The organism is Planococcus sp. A6, assembly GCF_028823615.1.
Classification (GTDB): domain Bacteria; phylum Bacillota; class Bacilli; order Bacillales_A; family Planococcaceae; genus Planococcus.
The window spans coordinates 39,067-58,985 of the sequence record NZ_JAPEHT010000003.1 but is presented as its reverse complement, the minus strand read 5'-3'; the positions used below and the strand labels follow the sequence as shown (position 1 = coordinate 58,985).

Annotated in this window: 19 protein-coding genes and 1 pseudogene; 1 reads left to right on the top strand and 19 read right to left on the bottom strand. The window is 48.2% G+C overall.

Translation table 11 applies throughout. The annotated features are described in order from the left end of the window. From ON064_RS01135 to mce, 14 genes and pseudogenes are all read right to left on the bottom strand, one after another. The coding region (locus ON064_RS01135) for a hypothetical protein (protein WP_274623257.1) at positions 1-242 on the bottom strand (242 nt) is incomplete at its 3' end. Between the two features lie 231 nt (positions 243-473). Continuing rightward, positions 474-1,355 carry a LysR family transcriptional regulator gene (locus ON064_RS01130; protein WP_274623256.1) on the bottom strand — a complete coding sequence of 294 codons (882 nt, stop codon included), beginning with the start codon at positions 1,353-1,355 and terminating at the stop codon, positions 474-476. Between the two features lie 303 nt (positions 1,356-1,658). Further along, entirely contained in the window at positions 1,659-3,041 is a 1,383-nt protein-coding gene (locus tag ON064_RS01125) for a M1 family metallopeptidase (RefSeq protein WP_274623255.1), read from the bottom strand. A gap of 87 nt (positions 3,042-3,128) precedes the next feature. Next, a complete protein-coding gene (locus ON064_RS01120; protein ID WP_274623254.1) occupies positions 3,129-3,761 on the bottom strand; it encodes an NAD(P)H-binding protein in 633 nt (210 codons plus the stop codon). 27 nt (positions 3,762-3,788) lie between these two features. Then, a complete protein-coding gene (locus ON064_RS01115; RefSeq protein WP_274623253.1) occupies positions 3,789-4,637 on the bottom strand; it encodes a TetR family transcriptional regulator in 849 nt (282 codons plus the stop codon). A 15-nt stretch (positions 4,638-4,652) separates the two neighbouring features. Next, positions 4,653-5,117: a DUF2691 family protein gene (locus ON064_RS01110; protein WP_274623252.1), complete on the bottom strand. Its 465-nt coding sequence runs from the start codon at positions 5,115-5,117 to the stop codon at positions 4,653-4,655. A 38-nt stretch (positions 5,118-5,155) separates the two neighbouring features. Continuing rightward, entirely contained in the window at positions 5,156-5,560 is a 405-nt protein-coding gene (locus ON064_RS01105; RefSeq protein WP_274623251.1) for a hypothetical protein, read from the bottom strand. A 277-nt stretch (positions 5,561-5,837) separates the two neighbouring features. Next, complete coding sequence (locus ON064_RS01100) at positions 5,838-6,059, bottom strand: hypothetical protein (RefSeq protein ID WP_058380847.1); 222 nt, start codon at positions 6,057-6,059, stop codon at positions 5,838-5,840. A 90-nt stretch (positions 6,060-6,149) separates the two neighbouring features. Further along, positions 6,150-6,857: a DNA alkylation repair protein gene (locus tag ON064_RS01095; RefSeq protein ID WP_274623250.1), complete on the bottom strand. Its 708-nt coding sequence runs from the start codon at positions 6,855-6,857 to the stop codon at positions 6,150-6,152. Between the two features lie 84 nt (positions 6,858-6,941). Then, complete coding sequence (gene rnz, locus ON064_RS01090) at positions 6,942-7,895, bottom strand: ribonuclease Z (protein ID WP_274623249.1); 954 nt, start codon at positions 7,893-7,895, stop codon at positions 6,942-6,944. Continuing rightward, complete coding sequence (locus ON064_RS01085; RefSeq protein ID WP_274623248.1) at positions 7,895-9,136, bottom strand: DNA polymerase IV; 1,242 nt, start codon at positions 9,134-9,136, stop codon at positions 7,895-7,897. Before ON064_RS01085 ends, rnz begins: the two co-directional genes overlap by 1 nt. A gap of 736 nt (positions 9,137-9,872) precedes the next feature. Beyond that, positions 9,873-10,991 carry a M20/M25/M40 family metallo-hydrolase gene (locus tag ON064_RS01080; protein WP_121299905.1) on the bottom strand — a complete coding sequence of 373 codons (1,119 nt, stop codon included), beginning with the start codon at positions 10,989-10,991 and terminating at the stop codon, positions 9,873-9,875. A gap of 122 nt (positions 10,992-11,113) precedes the next feature. Further along, positions 11,114-12,623 (bottom strand): annotated as a pseudogene (locus ON064_RS01075) (acyl-CoA carboxylase subunit beta). A gap of 15 nt (positions 12,624-12,638) precedes the next feature. Continuing rightward, entirely contained in the window at positions 12,639-13,037 is a 399-nt protein-coding gene (gene mce / locus ON064_RS01070) for a methylmalonyl-CoA epimerase (RefSeq protein ID WP_068462108.1), read from the bottom strand. 166 nt (positions 13,038-13,203) lie between these two features. Between mce and prli42 the strand changes: the two genes are divergently transcribed. Next, a complete protein-coding gene (gene prli42 / locus ON064_RS01065) occupies positions 13,204-13,299 on the top strand; it encodes a stressosome-associated protein Prli42 (protein WP_156889046.1) in 96 nt (31 codons plus the stop codon). Between the two features lie 111 nt (positions 13,300-13,410). Here the strand turns inward: prli42 and ON064_RS01060 are convergent, their stop codons facing one another. From ON064_RS01060 to ON064_RS01040, 5 genes are all read right to left on the bottom strand, one after another. Beyond that, the gene (locus tag ON064_RS01060) at positions 13,411-14,403 is read right to left on the bottom strand and encodes an aromatic acid exporter family protein (protein ID WP_274623247.1); all 993 of its coding nucleotides are present in this window, start codon (positions 14,401-14,403) and stop codon (positions 13,411-13,413) included. A gap of 53 nt (positions 14,404-14,456) precedes the next feature. Beyond that, positions 14,457-14,897, bottom strand: coding sequence for a BrxA/BrxB family bacilliredoxin (locus ON064_RS01055; protein ID WP_058380854.1), 441 nt, complete (start codon positions 14,895-14,897; stop codon positions 14,457-14,459). Between the two features lie 65 nt (positions 14,898-14,962). Beyond that, the gene (meaB, locus tag ON064_RS01050; protein WP_274623246.1) at positions 14,963-16,030 is read right to left on the bottom strand and encodes a methylmalonyl Co-A mutase-associated GTPase MeaB; all 1,068 of its coding nucleotides are present in this window, start codon (positions 16,028-16,030) and stop codon (positions 14,963-14,965) included. Continuing rightward, positions 16,030-18,177: a methylmalonyl-CoA mutase gene (scpA, locus tag ON064_RS01045; protein WP_274623245.1), complete on the bottom strand. Its 2,148-nt coding sequence runs from the start codon at positions 18,175-18,177 to the stop codon at positions 16,030-16,032. The genes meaB and scpA overlap by 1 nt, the downstream gene beginning before the upstream one ends. Further along, positions 18,178-19,872, bottom strand: coding sequence for a methylmalonyl-CoA mutase family protein (locus tag ON064_RS01040; RefSeq protein WP_274623244.1), 1,695 nt, complete (start codon positions 19,870-19,872; stop codon positions 18,178-18,180). It lies immediately after the preceding gene. Between the last annotated feature and the right edge of the window lie 47 nt (positions 19,873-19,919).

Genomic DNA, 19,919 nt, shown 5'->3' with positions numbered 1-19,919 from the left:
TTATTTACCTCTCCTGCTTGGTCATCAATTTCTTCTTTGATAAGAACATTCGCCTCTTGCCCGGTATTCGCAGACTTCAAATCACTTGAAGTAAAGAGCCACTCCAGCCGGTCCGCTGCTTCATCAGGGTACTGTGCAGTTTCACGGCTTCCAATTTCAATCCTTGTATCCTGCAGCATTTCAGCAGCGGCTGTGCTGGAAAGCGACAAGCCAACCATCAGCAAGAAGAGGAATTTTTTCATCTACTCGCCCCATTTCTCCAGTGGAACTCAGCGCCTTTTTAAAGACCCTGGCATAAGCCGAGGCTTCTCTATTGCTGTGCCACTTCAATCTACCACCACTGAGAACCGTTATCAAATAGGTGCTTGATAGCCATAACTGATTTTTCCCTTTTCGACCTTATGCTGCGGCTAGTTGCATAATTGTTCGTGATGGCACCATAAACATTTCTTATAATAGAAAAACTCCCCTCATTAAAATGAAGAGAGTTTTTCCGAAATGTGATCGCAATAGGCTTGTTCTGCTTCGGTTAATTGTTGTTCCGTATCAATGACGAGCCCGTTTTGCCGGACAATGCGCAGCCCTTTGACGGAACGGTAAACCAAGGAAGAGTCAATTGAATCGAGCGCTTTTAGCGGAAGAAAGGAAAACGAATCACTTTGCCTCAGTGCTTTTTTGATAATCTTGAAATCGGTCATCTGCATATAAAAAGCCTCGACGCCTTTCGCTTCGAGCGCCTGCTGGATGAGTGTTTGCATATGCCTGCTTTGCGTCTGCAACACGGCCGCATGTTCGAGGTCTTTGGCATAGATCACTTTTCGGGACGCCAAAGGATGGCTGGCGGAGAAGACCAACTGGAATTCTTCCTCAAACAAGCCTTGGATATTGTACGATTGATGAAAGCCATCATCCCCGGCATAAATCGGCATGACAGCGAACTTGGTTTTTTTTGCCAGTAACTGTTCGCGCAGTTCCGTATAGCAACGGCCGTTGATTTCAAAAGGGCAGGCCTTGCAGCAAGCCGCGTGGACATCGAACAATTCTTCGTAATAATTTTCAGCAATGTGGTTGCTCATATAAATGGCAACTGGCTTTTGGGCAGCAGGCGTGACCATGAGTTGCTGCGTCGCCTCAAACAAGTCGAGCAGCTGCCTGGCTTGTTTTTGCAAGAGAATGCCGCGCTCTGTCAGCTCAATGCGCTGCTTTTTGCGGACGATAAGTTTCACGCCGTAGTATTCTTCCAAATAGCGGATGTGCTGGCTGACGGAAGGCTGCGAGCAATACAGCTGTTTCGCCGCCTCGGTATAGGACCCGCATTCAGCCAGCACTTGAAAGGTATGTAATTTCCCCAGCACAGCATTCACCTCTTTTAACTGATAATAATTCTCAATTAATCATACCATAAAAAATCCCGCTCTCCTGTTCGAAAGCAAGATTTGCAGCAACTGCATTCATTTATTGAAAGCTTCAAAGCTCCGAACGTTCGACGCTTTCGAGGGCATCATTGGATTGGTTGTCTTGCTTTTGGATAATGGACGATTGCTTCATGTATCACTCACATCCTCCGCTCCTTTTTTATTAAACGGCTGCGGCATAAACAAAAGACGGAGAACCCGCTCAATTTCAGCTAAGTCCCCCGCCTAAAAATGCTTATTGTTTTATTGAAGCCAACTATTCAAAAACTCCTGCTGGTCCCCTTCGAAAGAATCCTCAAAGAACTCCCTAAATTGTTGTTTCGTCACCCGCTGAAATTGAAACTCTTCGTAATAATCCGCTAGAAACTCCAGCGCGGCCTCGTTTCCGCCCTGTTCATCGAAAAAGTCTTTCAGCAATAAAGGGACTTTGCCATAGACGGTCGCATAATAGGCCGGGGTGTCAAATTCATCAAGCGCCAAATCAGCATAGGTTTCCGTTTCATATGACTCTTCATAGGCCTTTGCATTTTGAAAACCGCTGTCTTCATCACCGTAATAATCGCTGAGGAACAAGCCGGTACTGAACTCGGTCAAACTCTCATCGAGCCAAGCGTTTTCGTATGGATCATTGGCGACCAAATAGTAAAACCATTGATGCGCAATTTCATGTACCAAGATCGAATCAAGTAAATCTTCGTCCATCGGCACTTCCACAATATTTGGGTATTCCATATAGCCGTCATTCGCAATCAAATCCAGTTCAGCAAACGGATAATCGCCAATGTTTTCTTCGAAATAAGCAAATGCTTCGTCTGACAGTTCAGCCGTCTTCTCCAGGATTTCCGACTCAGCCGGCACAAACACACGCAACTCGGTATTTCCAGACGTGCGTTCTACGACTTGCCAATCGGCTGGATCCAAAAACGCCGCATAGAAATCCTTGATGGGCTTTCCGGTTAAGGTTCCAGATGAACTGGCCTCTGCCGTACCGTCTGGTGCAGAAGTGGCGATCAGGTAATCGCCTGGCAATTGATAAGTGACCGTATAATCGCCGTACCCCGTTTCATAGGATTCTCCTTTGGGATCATAGTCATTGACTTGCCAGCCCCCGTCATATTCAGCAAGCATCGGATACCAATGAGCTAAGTAATAATTGTTTTCCACCCGCGCCAAGCGCATGCCATTTTCAGGTAAGGTGAGTGTGTATTCAATCGTGACAGCTTGTTGCTCGCCTGGTGTTAAATCCGATTCCAGTTCGATGAATAAACCACCACTATCCAATTCATATTGCAATCTATCTTCACTCGAAGTGATTGAATTCACTTCTACACTCGCTGGGTTCTCTGAATAACCAGTAGTCATTTCTGGATTCATGGCGTTGGGGACAAAGTGGAACGCGATGTCTTCCCAACTTTCCTGTGAGTCATTTGTAATTAGGATGTCTACAAAAACCCGGAAAACTCCTGCTTCTCTCATATCGAGGTCAATGTCGTAGCTAGTGTTGCTTTGTGGAATGCTGGCATTCCCCGTCTGCTCACTTGGTTCCTCTGAATAATATTGAATAACCAAATAAATGAAAACTGCAATAAAAACCAAAAAAGCCAGGAACCCGATTTTCCTTTTCACTAGCACACCTCCTTCACTCAATAAGAAAATGAATAATAATATTCATTATGCGGAATCTATACTTCCCGTTTGATCGAATAGTTCTATTCAATCAAATTTTAAAGACGCGCGTTCGCGTATGGCTGTCCCTATCAATGGTTCAATATCACCTTGTGTTCGTTTCGCTGAGTTGATCATCGCCATAGCCAACTCTTCAGTGGGAAGCGGCTGTTGGGAACGAAACAATCCTGCTTTATTCATAAATTGAATAGCTTTCAAACCCATCACTTCGAAGGTGCGGTCGCGCTTGATGATGGTTAACTTCGGAAAGCCTAGTTCTTTGACCGCTTCTTCTAACTGCCCCTTCATCTTCGAATAAAAGCTGCGGGCTTTTGGCGATGCAAATTCAGCCGAAACCAATACATACCGGCCGACTCCGTTTTCTTTTGCGGCTTTCGCAAATTCATATTGATAGCCATAATCTACTTTCCATTGTGCCTCTTTGCTTCCTGCCACTTTGATCGTCGTACCCAAACAGGAAAACAGCACATCCCCTTTTACCAAATCACGCCACATATCCGTCCGGTCAAAATCGATGACATGGACTGTTAATTTATCATGCTGGATATTCAATTGACGCCTTACGAATACATCGACTCTTTCAAATGAATCATCTTCCATCAATTGCTCTACAAGGTCTTTTCCTGTCGCTCCTGTTGCACCGATCACTAATGCGTTCATAATGGTCCTCCTTTTATGATGAAGTTCTTACGAATATATGTATTCATCTTTGTTCAATATTTTAAATAATTTTACTGTGTTCTCTTCAATTGAAATAAAGTGTGCCTGTTCTGAAGGAGGCATTCCTCTAAGACGCCCTGAAAATGCCCCTAGCAACTCTAATTGACTTGTTCCTATTTTCAGCTGATACAATTTCCCGTTGCTATCGTAAGGATTATAAAAGTACGCATAAGCCCCGCGAACACAAAGTCCAGCTGAACCGTGGAGCATTTCCGGAACATTAAACAACCACAAGCCCCGCTTATGTGGGTCAACGGCAACTAATTGAAAAGTCGGATATGGGAACAACCAAAGTTCCCTGCCCTTCCCTTTACAGATTGCATAACAGTCATCTATATCCGGCCGATCAAGTAAATCGCTATGATACCTGAAAACAGTCTTACCCGATAAATCCTTCAATATCAAGCCTTCTTTATCAATCCCACCGCCAAATATTCCTTCATCATAATAACTGAACCAGATGCCTTCTTTGCAGGCAATTTGATCTGCCACATATTCCCCTGCGTAAAGGGTTTCTATAATCTTGCCTTCTCTATTTATAATCAATTGTTCCAATTTGCTGCTTTCTTTGATGGGGAAGTCAGAAAGCGCACTCACGATTAAATTTGCTGAATCAATCCATCGAATACTGTGGAAGTTTCTTTGAATGCCTAGCTTTACATCTACGCCATTTAACTGAATCCATGATTGTTTGTTCTTCTCAAAAATAATAGCTAACCCATCATCTTCTGTCCAATCTGCATCAACTATCTGCACAGACCCAGTTTCTTTTTTCTCTATGGTATATATCACTTGTTCCTCAATTCGCTCAGCCATCGATACCCTCCTCACTCACCACACTGAAAGTCTTGTACGCGAATCGTTTTGTTCATTTAAATATTCCAAATCTTGAAAACCAAAACTGTGTGCGTTCTCATAGAGCGCATGGAGCATTTGCTGATCTTTGCAATAGATTGTCGTATAGATTGTATCGACAATTAGCAGGACCAATTGACAGTCGCTTGCAGCAAACTCCTCGTAAGTTTCTGGATGTGAAGTAACAGGCCCCTGAAAAGCGCGAAGTTCTGCAAAGATCACGTAAGCTCGTTCGGTTTCGATTACTTCCTTCAGCTCTGAACCTGTCAGTTGCTCTCTATTATGTGGAAACAGATCGTTCGTATGACTTCCATTCCTGCTTGCAAAAGCTTCTACATTGTCTATGTGCCACTTAAAGGCTTTAACGTTTATTGGATGAAGGATGTCTTTTAAAAAACTTCCATAGTCATTCGGCAATTCAAAACTGATTCCCCTCTTCAAAGCATGTCACTCCTTACCACCAAGTCTCAATGGGTTTTTTAGTCATCTGCGGACAGTTCTTCAATAGAGTATAAAGTCATCGTTTGTTCAATGTATTCAACCTTACAGGGGTAATCACCAAGTCTGACAGAGTCGAATTCTGCAAAGTCTCCAAAAATCACTTTCCCATTTAATTCAATATGGATTTCTTCTATATGAGTTCTTCCGCTCGTTTCAAATTTTGTAATGCTGCAATTGCCACTTACAGTTTCGAAATCACCGTTCTTAATCGCAATCATGTCTTGTACGGTCCAAAATATAAGCATTAGGCAGAGTAAACCAAATAGTGCAGTGGTAATGACCACTAAATAAAAATCCTCGGCTTTTCTTTTTCTTTTTATATAGTAAACAACCGTAGAACTGCACAATAAAGCGCCAAGCGACGCAAAAACCAAATCCGACAACACTAGCTCTCCTTTTATACATGTAATGAAAATCTCGGGCGCAGTTCCATCGATTTCCCTGCTATCTGAATGGTCTATTGGTATGTAAGAATTTTATGTCAACTTATTTTACCATATAACACATTCTGGAAATCAAAGTGATGAAAAAAGAGATGGCCCCCACAGCGCTTATGATCGGCAAATGACGGAGAGAATTGAGAGCAAAGAAAAAAACCCAAATGCGGCATTTATCATGCCAGCCATCTAGGTTTGTCGCTTACTCATCACGAAGGTTTTTTTACCACTTGCCGTTTTCTTCAAGAATTGATTTTAAGTCTCTGAACAAATTATTATGTGTACGAGCCATTTGCGTCCCTTCATGCTTATCGGTATGTTCAATGCTCGTAAGCCATGAATCTTTTCCGGCATGTGGGTTTTTGATAGACATATGAATCGTATGTTCATCCTGTTTCCAGAAATTCAAATTGAGTCCTGCCAGTGTTTTGGTTTCATTTGCCATGATTACATTCTCCTTTAAATTACCATTTAAATCATATTGTACCACAAACAACTTGCAGTTCTATTGTTTATTCAACCCTAAACTCTACAATCAACACCTAACAAATTTGCGCTTAAATCCAAGACGCCCCTTCTCCAAGCCTTGCTGGATACTGTCATAGGCATAGAGCTGTGTCGGTTTCTTGTTTTCCCGTTTGAGTTCGACTTTGCCAACGGCTTTTGCGGTTTCGGCCGCTTTGTCGCTCAACGGCTTATAGGAAATGCCGACTGTGTAGAGGAAATTATTCATCGATGCTTTCGTCCGTTCAGGGGATGCGTGAATCGTTTCTTTCACGGTATCCAGCATGGCGGAAATTTTGTCTTCCGAGAATTCACTGTCCTTACGGTTGCCAAGCAGCCAGCAATAACAGCTCCAGCCGGCAGACATGCGCAGCTCATCGCCACTTTCTATCCATTTGTCGGCCACTTGCTGCGCGATATCGGATTCCGACAAGGTAACCGCCACAACATAATCCGACAGCATGTAGAAATAAGCCCCGTCCATCCAGCGGTCGAAGTCAGCTTCCGTCATCGCCTTTGGGTCAGCAATGATGCCTGCAAAGTACATCGCGTCGTAGTTGCTGGTCTCATACAACTGTTCTGCTAAAGGCTGGTCAATTTTGATTTGCTTAGCGATCGGCTTCATTGCGCCTGTGGCCACGCCGAATACTGGCTCTTTTGCCCCGCTCGACACGTACATTTTCTTCGTGCGTTCTTTCCCCAAGGCTTCGAGTTCTTGCATGACAGTCTGGAAATCCATGTTCCGCACTTCCTTTCGCTAATAAAAGACGTTTTCCCTGCTGTTCATTCGATGCTATCGAAACAACCGGAAAACGCCTGACTCTCAATCCTCTATTATCTTCACCATCTGGCGCTCTTTTTTATTCCACCCGAATTCGTCAAAGTCGTGGGCGATTTCGCTGTCCTCGTGGACTTGGCGCATGCTTTTCAATAACTCTTTTTCATGTTCCGGCATAAACCTCGCACTCATATGATTGACGATGAGTTTTTGAGCTCGGGCTCGTCTTGCCACATTGGCCGCATCCAAAGTCGTCGAATGGCCGTATTCCTTGGCGAGTTTTTCCGTTTCGCCGTCGAACGTCGCTTCATGGACGACCAGGTCGGCATCTTGCGATAATTGTTCCGACTTCAAGCAGTACTGGGTATCACCAAGAATCGCGACCGTAAAGCCGGGTTCTGCCGGGTCGGTCACTTCTGCGGATTCCACTTTTCGGCCATCCTCAAGTTCTACGGTTTCGCCCGCCTTTAACTTGGCAAGCAGCGGGCCCTTCGGAACACCGAGCTGTTTCGCTTTGTCCATATCAAGCTTCGGCAACAACGGTTTTTGCTTGATGCGATAGCCGTAAGTCGGGATGACGTGCGCCAAGAGGCCCGCTTCGACGGTCATCGTGTCATCTTCAAAGATAATACCTTCTTTTACTTCATGGAAACGGATCGGGTAAGTCAAATGCGTCCGGCTTAAGCGCAGGGTCATCTCCACGTATTCCTTCAGCTCTTTCGGCCCGTACAGGTCGAGCGGTTCATCGCCGCCTTGGAACGAACGCGATCCCAACAGCCCCGGCAAGCCAAAAATATGGTCACCGTGCATATGGGTAATGAAGATCTTCTCGATTTTTCTCGGCTTGAGGGTCGTTTCGAGGATCTGATGCTGGACCGCTTCCCCGCAGTCAAACAGCCAGACAGCTCCCCGTTCTTCATGTAATTTCAAGGCGAGCGCCGAAGTATTGCGTTGTTTCGACGGCATGCCCGCCCCTGTTCCTAAAAATAAAACTTGCATTAGCGTTTCTTCCTCTCGTGGTCACTCAGAAAATCTTTGCTTAAACTGGTTTGTGCATCGTGCTTCGATTGATGATACGGCATGCCTCTAGAGACGGAGCCTTTACCGAAACGGCTTTCTAGCTTGGCGACCAAGTCCAGAATCGGTTCATCCTTCGCGTGTTCCTCGAAATTGAATAGAGACAATTGTTCGGTCATATCGCCTTTGTCGACGACGTTCGAGACGGTCACTCCGACCAGCCGCAACGGTTCACCGTTCCAATGCGTTTCGAACAATTGCCACGCCTGTACCATGATGTCTTGCTCTTTCCACACGGTATTGTTCAAGGTGACGCTGCGGGTGCGGTTTTTCCAGTCTGCGCTGCGCGTTTGAATGCTGACGGTTGGGCCTGCCAAGTTTTTCGCATGCAGCCTGGATGCGACTTTCGAGCTTAAAGTCTTGAAGATTTTCTGTAAGCTTTCCAAGTCGGTTTCATCGAACGGCAAAGTTGTCGACGTGCCGACGCTTTTGCGGTCATAGATCGAATCCGGGTCGACTTCGCGGCTGTCTTCTCCTCTGGCACGCGCCTGCAGCCGCACACCGTTTTTCCCCATCTTCTCCTTAATCAAGCCCTCCGGCGCATTCGCCAAATCGCCGATCGTATACAGCTTCAAGCTATTGAGTTTTTTCGCGGTACTTTCTCCGATGCCGTGCATTTCAATGACTTCTCTTGGCCACAGGATGCGCTGGATATCGCGCTTTCTGAGGATGGTGATGCCAAGCGGCTTTTTCATATCGGACGCTGTTTTGGCGAGGAATTTATTCGGCGCGATGCCGATGGAACACGGCAAATCCAACTCTTTTAAGATTCGCTGCTGCAGCTCTTCGGCAATGTCTACCGGGTGCCGGTCAGCCGATAATTCCGTCACGTCGATATAGGCTTCATCGATCGACACTGGCTCCACGGCATCGGTATAGGTGCGCAAGATCTCGAACATTTGCCGTGACGCTTCCCGGTAGCGGTCGAAGTTCGGCGGCATCAGCAAGAGTCCCGGGTATTTCTTCTTCGCCTCGTGCACTTGCATTGTCGTGTAAATGCCATGCGCCCGCGCTTCGTAAGAACAAGTGACGATGATACCTTTGCGCTCTTTCGGATTTCCCGCAATCGCCAGGGCTTTTCCCTTCAGCGACGGATCGTGCGCCTGCTCGACGGATGCATAAAAGCTATTCATATCAATGTGGAAAATAACTCGCCCCGCCATAACAATCGCTTCGCTTTCCTTTTTCTTTCAGTGTATCAAAAAAAAGGCGAACAGGCATCCTGTTCACCTTTTTGTTGTGGAGCATGGAGCACTGTTACATCAAGTATATCCGCTTATTGTAATTCTTAGTTGGACTTGTGAGTGTAGTGTTCTGGTTATTGTTTGTTTCATCTATTAAGTAGCCGCCTCCCGCTTTGGGCTGGCCTTTGGCAATAAGCCAAGAAAATCACTTGTCTTATTGCGTCGGCTCGCCCTTGTGCGCGGTTCGGCTTTAGATTTCACTATATTTTGCATGCGAGGAAGCACCATTCTTAGTTGTCTTCATCCGGTTTGGAGACGCTTAATTAAACTTGATAGATAAAAAGATGCTTAGTATCTATTCAATTTATATATTCAAAGCTGTCTAAAACTGCTCATGCTAATTTCAATGTCAGAAGAATTTCAATTCCACACTATACTTAGAGATGGAGCGGAAAGGGGCGACTCCGGGAGGATCAGCGAGACAATTGAGACCCTGCAAGCGAATACGCGAAAGACATTGAGCGGATTCGTTTGCGAAGCTCGAACATCGTGAGAGTTGAGCAGGCGGGGTTTTGCGCAGCGATCGAAGCGGCTCAATGCGAGCCCTCCGGAAAGCGTCCCCTTGCAGCGTAATCTCCATCACCATCCCTATATACAAACAACTGCCCCGATAAGCCAAGTGTAATGGCCTGTCGGGGCAGTTGTTATGGTTTGATTAACGTGTAGCTGCTTCTTTGACGATTTCGACCAAGAGCTCGGTCAGTTTCTCAAGCTCTAGGACCGGCATGCGTTCGTTCGTTGTGTGGATTTCTTCATAGCCGACACATAGGTTGACCGTCGGAACGCCGTGGCCATTGATGATATTGGCATCGCTTCCGCCTCCGCTTGTGAGGACAGGTGATGGGCGGCCGATGCGCTCAGCTGCAGCTTTCGCGATATCTACGACAGGGTCCATTTCATCAAAACGGAATCCTGGGTACATGAGCTGGACATCTGTTTCCGCACGTCCGCCCATTTCCTTGGCAACTTCTTCGAAAACGGATTCCATGTGAGCCGTTTGGTCTGCCAATTTGTCTTCGCTAATCGAGCGGGCTTCAGACAAGATATGGACTTCGTCGCAAACGATATTGGTCGCTTTGCCGCCTTCGAAACGGCCGATGTTTGCGGTCGTCTCTTCATCGATGCGCCCGAGTTTCATGCGCGCGATCGCTTTTGATGCGATGGTGATCGCAGATACACCTTTTTCCGGCGCAACGCCGGCATGCGCCGTCTTGCCGTAGATCGTTGTCCACAATTTTGCTTGGTTCGGCGCAGACGTCACAATGCCGCCGACTTGGCCGTCGCTATCGACTGCATAGCCGAATTTTGCCTTCAATAGGGACGCATCGAATTCTTTCGCCCCGACCAAACCGCTTTCTTCGCCAGCTGTAATCAGGAATTGGATATCCCCGTGTTCAACATTTTCTTCTGACAAATGGCGTGCAAGTTCCAATAATGCCGCAACACCAGCTTTGTCATCAGCGCCTAAGATAGTCGTGCCGTCTGAATACACATAGCCGTCGCGGACTTCCGGCTTGATGCCTTTACCGGGAACAACTGTATCCATATGTACGGTGAAATAAATCGGCGGCGCATCTTTTTTCGTGCCTTCAAGTGTCGCCACCAGGTTTCCTGCACCATGTCCTGTGCGTTGTTTTGAATCGTCTTCGACGACGCTAAAGCCGAGAGCTTCCAGCTTTTCCGTCAATACTTTCGCAATGGCGGCTTCTTCTTTTGTTTCGGAGTCGATTTGCACAAGCTCCAAAAATTCTTCCAATAAGCGATCGGTTTTCATTCCAAAAACTCCTCTTCTATTCCATTTAGTCCAGTTCCTATTATAGCCTTAGCACTTGCCGACTTCATGCAAAACGCATCAATCTCTTCCTGTTAACAGGAAGAGATTGGTCGTAAAGTCTTTTATAGTGGCATATTGCCGTGTTTTTTCTTCGGCCGTTCGTCTTTCTTGTGGCGCATCATCTCGAGAGCCTGGATGAGCTTGATGCGTGTTTCACGCGGGTCGATGACGTCATCGACCATGCCCCGTGCGGCGGCAACATAAGGATTCGCGAATTTCTCGCGGTATTCTTCGATTTTCGCTGCACGTGTCGCTTCGGGATCGTCGCTTGCGTCGATTTCACGGGCGAAGATGATATTCGCTGCGCCGTTCGGGCCCATGACCGCGATTTCGGCATTCGGCCAAGAGAACACCAAATCCGCACCGATTGATTTCGAGTTGAGTGCCACATAGGCGCCGCCGTAAGCTTTCCGCAAAATGACGGTCATTTTCGGGACGGTCGCTTCCGAATAAGCATAGAGGATTTTCGCCCCGTGACGGATGATGCCCCCGTGCTCTTGTTTGATGCCCGGGAAGAACCCAGTGACATCTTCAAAGGTAATGAGCGGAATATTGAAGCTATCGCAGAAGCGGATGAACCGCGCTGCTTTATCAGAAGAATCGATATCGAGGCCGCCTGCCATCACTTTCGGCTGGTTGCAAACAAGCCCGACCGTTTCGCCTTTGATACGGGCAAGGCCAATCACGATATTGCGTGCGAATTCCGGCTGCACTTCCATGAAGCTGTCCTTGTCGACGACTTGTTCAACGACTTTCCGGACGTCATAAGGGCGAATCGCTTCGTAAGGGACGATATCAGCCAGATCCGGGCGGAAACATTTCTTGGTTGTTCTGCGGCAAATAGCTGACCAATTGGCGCACCATTTCGAGTACTTCCTGCTCTGAACCTGAACGGAAATGGGCATTTCCGCTGATGGCGGTATGTACACGTGATCCTCCGAGATCCTCAGAGGAGATTTTTTCTCCAGTGACCGTTTCGATAACTTTCGGACCGGTGATGAACATTTGGCTCGTTTTGTCGACCATGAAGACAAAATCGGTAATGGCCGGCGAATAGACCGCTCCGCCTGCAGATGGCCCCATGATGACGGAAATTTGCGGGATGACTCCCGAATAAATTGAATTGCGGTAGAAAATATGTCCATAGCCATCAAGCGATAATACGCCTTCCTGGATGCGCGCACCGCCGGAATCGTTCAAACCGATAAACGGAGCGCCGTTTTTCGCTGCCATATCCATGACATTGGCGATCTTTTTCGCATGCATTTCCCCGAGTGCTCCCCCGAAAACGGTGAAATCCTGAGAAAACAAGTAAATTGGGCGGCCGTTCACTTTGCCGTAGCCAGTGACGACGCCTTCTCCCGGGCCTTTGCCCATGCCGAAATCGGTTGTGCGGTGTTCAACGAATGGGCTCAGCTCGACAAAGCTGTCTTCATCGAGCAACAAGTCGATGCGCTCGCGGGCTGTCAGTTTGCCTTTTTCGTGCTGCTTGTCAATGCGGGCTTCACCGCCGCCTAGTTCGATTTCTCTTTTTCTGTCATACAACTCATTGATGCGTTCATAAATGTCCATTTCCCCACTCCTCCGTCACTTCTTTTCGCACAGTTCATACAAAACGCCATTTGACGATTTCGGGTGTAAAAAGGCGACCATTGCCCCGCCTGCTCCCGGTTTCGGTTCGTCACTCAATAATTTGACACCGTTTTCACGAAGTTCCGCCATGCGTTCTTCGATGCCGTCGACACCGAACGCGATGTGATGGATGCCTTCGCCTTTTTTCTCGATGAATTTGTGGATCGGGCTGTCTTCGCTCATCGGCTCAAGTAGTTCCAGCTTGATATTGCCTGCATCGATAAAGGCCACTTTCACTTTCTGCCCTTCCACTTCTTCGATTTTCATCAACGGACACCCGAGTGTCTCTGTGTAATAAGGCAGGACCTGCTCTAAATCTTTTACAGCGATTCCGATATGATCTACTTTCTTCATCCTTATTCACTTCCTTTTTTGGCTTCCTCTTTATTGTACCCATTCAAAGCCAAAAACTCTAGTTGTTATCGAATATTAAGAAAATGGCGACGCTGCCAGTTTAAAAATCAGCCCATATGTGGTATGATTCTTTCAAAGTACAGGAAAAAAAGGAGCTATGCTATCCATGAGAAACCAAGCTTTCCGTAAAGTCATTGTCTACGCAATGGTCGGATTGATGCTGCTATCGAGCCTGATGATGGGCTTAAGCTTCGTCATTTAATTTGAAATCTGCTGAAGGGCTTCTTTCCGCGCATGAACTACGCGCTGAGAGGGCCCTTTTTTTCGTGCGCACACAAAAACCGGCCAGAGCGTGATTTCTCTGGCCGGTTTATTAGGCTAGGCTTGGGTTGAGCCCTTTTTTATTGTGGAAGCCTTTATAGCTCTGCTTGATCTCGAGATAGGTTTCCATTTCCTGAATGATGGCATTCAGATCCGCCATCGCGAGGAATTTTTCGTGCGTATCAGGCAATGGCATCTCGGCGAAATTCGCTTTCAGCCGGTCCAATTTGGTGATATATTGGTCGGCGGTATTGCCGGAATGCACATGTTCGGACAAGTCTTCCAAAAAGTCAGCAACAAGCTGGGTCTGTCCGACGATCACTGGGAGGGCCGTGATTTTCGGCAAGATGCGTTCGATGATTTGAAGCTGCTGCTCGCGCATATCGAAATAATGGTAATACTTGTTTTCGTGGCGCAGCAAGTGATTCTCAACGTCCTGATAAGCGAGCGCTTTGGCTTTATCGATCAGCTTTTCCGATTCCATCAATTCCTTGCCGGTCCAACCCGATTCCCCGTGCCGCAAGTAAATGGTCGTTTCACGGAAAATCGTCGAATACAGCCGTTCGACTTCTTCCCTGTAGCGGTCGAGCTTTTTCTCGATGCTCGGCATGTACATATTAACGATCAACGCCGTGCCGAAACCAATCACCATCAACAGGACTTCATTGAGGAATAACCCCATTGTCAAATTCTTTGCATCATATAGGTGCATTAAAATAACTGCGCTGGATACAAAGCCATCCGAAAAGCCCAGGCTCACGAGCACTGGAATGAACAATAAGATGAGAATGCCGAGCGTGACAGGATGATACATGCCTAGTTCGAAAAAGACTAAGGCAAATCCGACGGCGATCATACTGGCGACAAAGCGGGAGAACGCGGCACGAACCGACTTTTTTTTCGTTGGCTGGATGCACAGAATCGTCAAGATACCGGCCGACACGTAATATTCGAGTCCGATTAACTGGGCCAGATAAATGGCGATGGCGGCCCCGAGCGCTGTTTTCATGGTCCGATAGCCGATGCGATAAGGTTTCAGTTTCATAGGCGTCTCCCCTCAAAATACAAAAATGCCCCCGCTGCCGGGGGCATTTTTTCTTACATTTCTTCGCAATGCTCTTCGAAAATTGACTGGATATGCGTAATGACCGACATCGGATCGTGCCCTTCGATTTCGTGGCGGCCGATTTCATCCACTAATTTTCCGTCTTTCAGGAAAGCGAATGATGGTGACGATGGCAAATGGTCATCGCCGAACAAGTCACGCGCTTGCGCTGTTGCTTCTTTATCCTGGCCGGCAAACACTGTGTACAAGTGGTCCGGGCGTTTATCGTAATGGACCGAGTGAAGAGCAGCCGGGCGTGCGATGCCGCCTGCACATCCGCAAACCGAGTTGATCATGACAAGGCTCGTGCCGGGTTTTGCGAATGCCTCTTGCACGTCTTCTGCCGTTTCGAGCTGTGTATAGCCACCGTCAGTTAGTTCTTGGCGGGCTTGTGTAACAATATCATTCATCAGGAAATTAAAATCCATGCTCATCTGTACCACTCCTTCATTATTGCTGTTCTTATCATATCAGGACGGCGGCACAGTTGCAAAAAAGCTTACTTGAACAGTTCCGTGACCGCCTGCGAGACCGTCAATCGGTCGTCAAGAATACGCTGTTCCATGTCTTTAACCTGCTGTTTGCGCTCTGGGTCGCCGTAAAAACGGCCAAGCAATTCATCGGTAATCATCGAATGGAACCAATCGCGCGTCTGTTCCTGGCGCCTCGTATCCCAATAGCCGCTTTCTTTCACCGTTTGTTCAAAATCCTTGACCATATCCCAGATCTCTTGCATGCCGGTTCCTTCAATGGACGAAACCGCCAAAGGGCGTGTTGTCCACCCTTCGGTCGCCGGCTGCAAAAAATGCAGCATCTGTTTGTATTCCCGCACGGTTTTCTTGGCGAGCGGCAAATTGTTCTGGTCCGCTTTATGGACAATCATCGCATCCGCCAATTCCAAGATGCCCTTTTTCATGCCTTGCAATTCATCTCCAGCACCCGTCAGCACAAGCAACAGGAACATATCAACCATGCCGCGCACGAGCGTCTCGCTCTGTCCGACACCGACCGTTTCGACCAAGATTACGTCGTAGCCTGCAGCTTCGCACAAGAGCATCGTCTCGCGTGTCTTTTTATGGACGCCGCCGAGCGTTCCTGCAGTTGGCGAAGGCCGGATGAACGCTTTAGGATTTCGCGCCAGTTCTTCCATACGCGTTTTATCGCCGAGTATGCTGCCGCCGGTTCGCGAGGAACTCGGATCGATCGCAAGCACCGCTACCCGGTGGCCGAGCTCTGTCAGCATCGTCCCGAAGGTTTCGATGAATGTGCTTTTGCCGGCTCCTGGAACTCCAGTGATGCCGATGCGGATGCTATTGCCCGTTTTCGGCAGCAGCGCATTCAATAATTCCTGGCCGCGCTTTTTGTGATCGGGGTTGGTGCTTTCAAGCAAGGTGATCGCCTTACCTAAATGCAAGCGCGATCCGCTTTCCACGCCGCGTGCGAGCTCGTCCAAATCAAACTGGTTGGCAGCCGGCTTTTTAAATTTTTTCCTTGGCAATGCATTCATGCCATCATGCTTATCTGAAACACCCGACATGACTTGTCTGGACTGCTTCTCGCGATCCATCAGTTTGCCTCTTCCTCGTACCCGAGGCGTGCGTAAATTTCTTCGATGACTTTTTGGGCGGCAACCGGGATGACTGTCCCTGGCCCGAAGATCGCGCTTGCGCCGTTATTGCGCAGGAATTCGTAATCCTGTGCCGGGATGACGCCGCCGACGACGATTAAAATGTCTTCACGCCCCACTTTTTTCAACTCCGCCGCGAGATCCGGCACAAGTGTCATATGCCCAGCTGCAAGCGAGCTGACGCCGATGACGTGGACGTCGTTTTCCGCGGCCTGCTGGGCTGTTTCTGCAGGCGTTTGGAACAATGGCCCGATGTCGACATCAAAGCCGAGATCAGCAAATGCGGTCGAGATGACTTTCGCGCCGCGATCGTGTCCGTCCTGGCCCATCTTGGCGATAAGGATACGCGGGCGGCGGCCTTCGTTTTCAATGAATTCCTCCGTCATTTGTTTGACGATCTGCATTTCTTCCTGGTTGGAGAAGTTTGAACTGTATACACCGCTCACAGAACGGATCACCGCCTTATGCCTGCCGGAAGCTTTTTCGATAGCATCCGAAATCTCGCCGAGTGATGCCCGGTGGCGCGCTGCTTCAATAGCGCAGGCAAGAATATTGTCTTCGCTGCTTTCTGCCGCTTTTGTCAGCTCCAGCAACGCTTTCTCTACTTTTTTCTGGTCGCGCGTATCGCGCATCCGATCGAGTCGCTCAATCTGCTTTTTACGGACCATCGTGTTGTCGATGTTCAAAATATCGATCGGGTCTTCTTCGTCGAGACGGTAACGGTTGACGCCGATAATCGTTTCTTCATTCGAATCGATTTGCGCTTGTTTTTTCGCAGCCGCTTCTTCGATGCGCATTTTCGGGAGCCCCGTTTCAATGGCTTTTGCCATGCCGCCGAGCTCTTCGACTTCCTCGATCAATGTCCACGCTTTTTCCATCAATTCTTCCGTCAGCTTTTCAACGTAATACGAACCACCCCATGGATCGATCGTATTGTTCATCAAAGTCTCTTCTTGAAGGAATAATTGTGTGTTGCGTGCAATGCGCGCCGAGAAATCGGTCGGCAAGGCAATCGCTTCATCGAGTGCATTGGTGTGCAAGGATTGCGTATGGCCCATCGCCGCCGCATTCGCTTCAAGCAAAGTGCGCGTGACGTTATTGAACGGATCCTGCTCCGTCAAACTCCACCCCGAAGTTTGGGAGTGCGTGCGGAGCGCCAAGGATTTGGCGTTTTGCGGGTCGAAGCTCTTCATCATCTTCGCCCAGATTTCGCGTCCAGCCCGCATTTTTGCGACTTCCATGAAATAGTTCATGCCGATGCCCCAGAAAAATGACAAGCGCGGCGCGAACTGGTCGATGCCGATTCCTGCATCCAAACCGGTGCGCACGTATTCCAACCCATCTGCCAGCGTATAGGCAAGCTCAATATCCGCAGTAGCACCCGCTTCTTGGATATGGTAGCCCGAAATGGAAATCGAGTTGAATTTCGGCATATGGGTAGATGTGTATTTGAAAATGTCCGCGATAATCTGCATCGACATCGCCGGTGGGTAGATATACGTATTGCGGACCATGTATTCTTTCAAGATGTCGTTTTGGATCGTGCCTGCGAGTTGCTCCGGAGAGACGCCTTGCTCTTCTGCAGCGACGATGAAAAATGCCATGATCGGCACAACTGCCCCGTTCATCGTCATCGATACAGACATCTGGTCAAGAGGAATGCCATCGAATAAGATTTTCATGTCTTCTACGCTATCGATGGCTACCCCGGCTTTACCGACATCGCCGACAACGCGCGGGTGGTCGGAATCATAGCCACGGTGCGTCGCGAGATCGAATGCAACGGACAAGCCTTTTTGGCCCATTGCCAAATTGCGGCGGTAGAAGGCGTTGCTTTCTTCAGCGGTCGAAAAACCGGCATATTGGCGTACTGTCCAAGGCCGTGACACGTACATCGTCGGGTATGGCCCGCGGACGTTCGGTGCAAATCCAGGATAGCTCGTTTGTTCTTCATTCAAGTCTTTCGAAGAATAAAACGGTTTCACGGCAATGCCTTCGTTGGTCATAAAAGCGCTCTCATCCCGGTCGCCCAATTTAGCCGTATCGAGTTTTGTGACGTCAATTTTCGTAAAATCAGGTGTCGTCATTTACAGCGCCTCCTTTCCAATTGACAAAACAGCTTCTAATTTATCGATCAACGGCTTGCCCGCATAGAGAGAATCGCGGATCCCGTTTGCTTCCCAACTTTTTAATGTTTCTTTATCGATTTTCCCGGCAACATCAATTGCCGCTTTCGCATCGAGTTGCGGGATTGTTTTTTCAAGTGTTTCACGGCTTCCACATAGAACGGCGTAGTCGAGCTCTTCAGAACGGATATACCGATTCACTTCGTCAGCGGATGAAAGATACGGGCTGATTTCTGGCTCGATTCCTGCGACGGATAAGAAGCCTTGCACAAAATCCGCCTGCGGTTTCACGGCTTTTAACGGCTCCAACAAGATAACGGCCGATTTGACGCTCGTTTCACGGCTTTTCGCACGCAATTTCTCAAAAGGCGTCGCCAAGCGTTTGGCTGTCATATACTCCAAATGGGCGGTATCGATTTTGGCGTCTTTCACCGGCTCCTGCGGGTTGGCGTAAATATTCGTGCCGATCAAGGAAGCTTTGCGGTTGGCTACTTGCTGTTCGCGATCGAGCCATTTGGCTTGAATGTCGTCTGTCAGCCAGCCAGTCCGCTTCACTTCGGAATAGCCTCCTGCTTCCTGGATTTCCAAGAAATAGTTCCATGCTGCATCGACGTATTCGCGCGTTAGGCTTTCGATGTAATAGGATCCAGCTGCAACATCGGTGACGTGCGAAACATGGGATTCTTCTTTAATGACCAATTGTACATTGCGTGCGATGCGCCGGCTGGAACCAGTCGGAACTGTCAGGAAATCATGCGGATGCACAGTATGCCCGTCCGTTCCCGCAAGGACGGCGGAAAAAGTGGCATTGCCTGCCCGCAGCAAATTGACGTAAGGGTCCAGTTTGGAATACGAGCGCACCGACGTTTCCGTAAATATCGGGATGCGCGGCGCTTGTTTTCCGTAAGCGGAACAGAATGCCTGCCACAATACGCGGAATGCCCGTATTTTGGAAATTTCCTGGAAGAAATGCGTGTCGACTGCAAAACGGACCCAAAAGCTCTTCGCTGCTGATTCGAAATCCTGTTGGTCCAGCGCTTCGGCCATCATGCTAAGCGCCACACCAAGTTCATGGATGATCGTCCCGCCGGCGTTATGCGTCGGCAAAGTATCAATCAAGCCCGTCCGGACATTTTCTGGTGCCTGAATTGGCTCTTCCGTGAAAATGACGCCTTGTACTTTTGCCTGCTGTTCAGCTGGAAGCATATCGAACACCTTTAAAATGGGATCGTTATCTTCAGTCACCTTGAAATAAATCGGATAGCGGACAATCAAATCCGCAAGTTGTTCGAGCTGCGCTTCGGTCCAGTCGAATGGCTGCGCACCGGAATAGACGACCGCTTCATTTCCTCGTGACAGATCATCTTCTGTCACAGCCAAAAATTCCTCGGCATCATGCGCTGTGATTTCCTGCGCCACGATCCAGGAAGGACCGAACTTGCCGCTCTGCACAGCGGCTACTTGTGCTTCCACATCGGATACGGATCGCTCCAGCATGTCTTTCGTATAGAGGGGTTCGAGGGTGATGTCTTCAATGGTGCTGGTTTTCATCACCTTTTCAAAATCTTTTCCTTTCAGTGCAGCTTCTGCTGCTTGTTTCCATTCTTCGTATGTACGCTCAGGAAACTGAATGTTCTTCATCGATTCAATCGTCAAACTATTCCCTCCTCAAAGCTTTCTGTCTCCATTTTACCTGACGTTGC

What these genes read in the sequence shown, in the direction of transcription:
- ON064_RS01120 (WP_274623254.1), bottom strand. Translation starts at nt 3,761, where the DNA reads ATGAACGCATTAGTGATCGGTGCAACAGGAGCGACAGGAAAAGACCTT.
- ON064_RS01115 (WP_274623253.1), bottom strand. Translation starts at nt 4,637, where the DNA reads ATGGCTGAGCGAATTGAGGAACAAGTGATATATACCATAGAGAAAAAA.
- ON064_RS01100 (WP_058380847.1), bottom strand. Translation starts at nt 6,059, where the DNA reads ATGGCAAATGAAACCAAAACACTGGCAGGACTCAATTTGAATTTCTGG.
- ON064_RS01095 (WP_274623250.1), bottom strand. Translation starts at nt 6,857, where the DNA reads ATGGATTTCCAGACTGTCATGCAAGAACTCGAAGCCTTGGGGAAAGAA.
- rnz (WP_274623249.1), bottom strand. Translation starts at nt 7,895, where the DNA reads ATGCAAGTTTTATTTTTAGGAACAGGGGCGGGCATGCCGTCGAAACAA.
- ON064_RS01085 (WP_274623248.1), bottom strand. Translation starts at nt 9,136, where the DNA reads ATGGCGGGGCGAGTTATTTTCCACATTGATATGAATAGCTTTTATGCA.
- ON064_RS01080 (WP_121299905.1), bottom strand. Translation starts at nt 10,991, where the DNA reads ATGAAAACCGATCGCTTATTGGAAGAATTTTTGGAGCTTGTGCAAATC.
- mce (WP_068462108.1), bottom strand. Translation starts at nt 13,037, where the DNA reads ATGAAGAAAGTAGATCATATCGGAATCGCTGTAAAAGATTTAGAGCAG.
- prli42 (WP_156889046.1), top strand. Translation starts at nt 13,204, where the DNA reads ATGAGAAACCAAGCTTTCCGTAAAGTCATTGTCTACGCAATGGTCGGA.
- ON064_RS01060 (WP_274623247.1), bottom strand. Translation starts at nt 14,403, where the DNA reads ATGAAACTGAAACCTTATCGCATCGGCTATCGGACCATGAAAACAGCG.
- ON064_RS01055 (WP_058380854.1), bottom strand. Translation starts at nt 14,897, where the DNA reads ATGAGCATGGATTTTAATTTCCTGATGAATGATATTGTTACACAAGCC.
- meaB (WP_274623246.1), bottom strand. Translation starts at nt 16,030, where the DNA reads ATGGATCGCGAGAAGCAGTCCAGACAAGTCATGTCGGGTGTTTCAGAT.
- scpA (WP_274623245.1), bottom strand. Translation starts at nt 18,177, where the DNA reads ATGACGACACCTGATTTTACGAAAATTGACGTCACAAAACTCGATACG.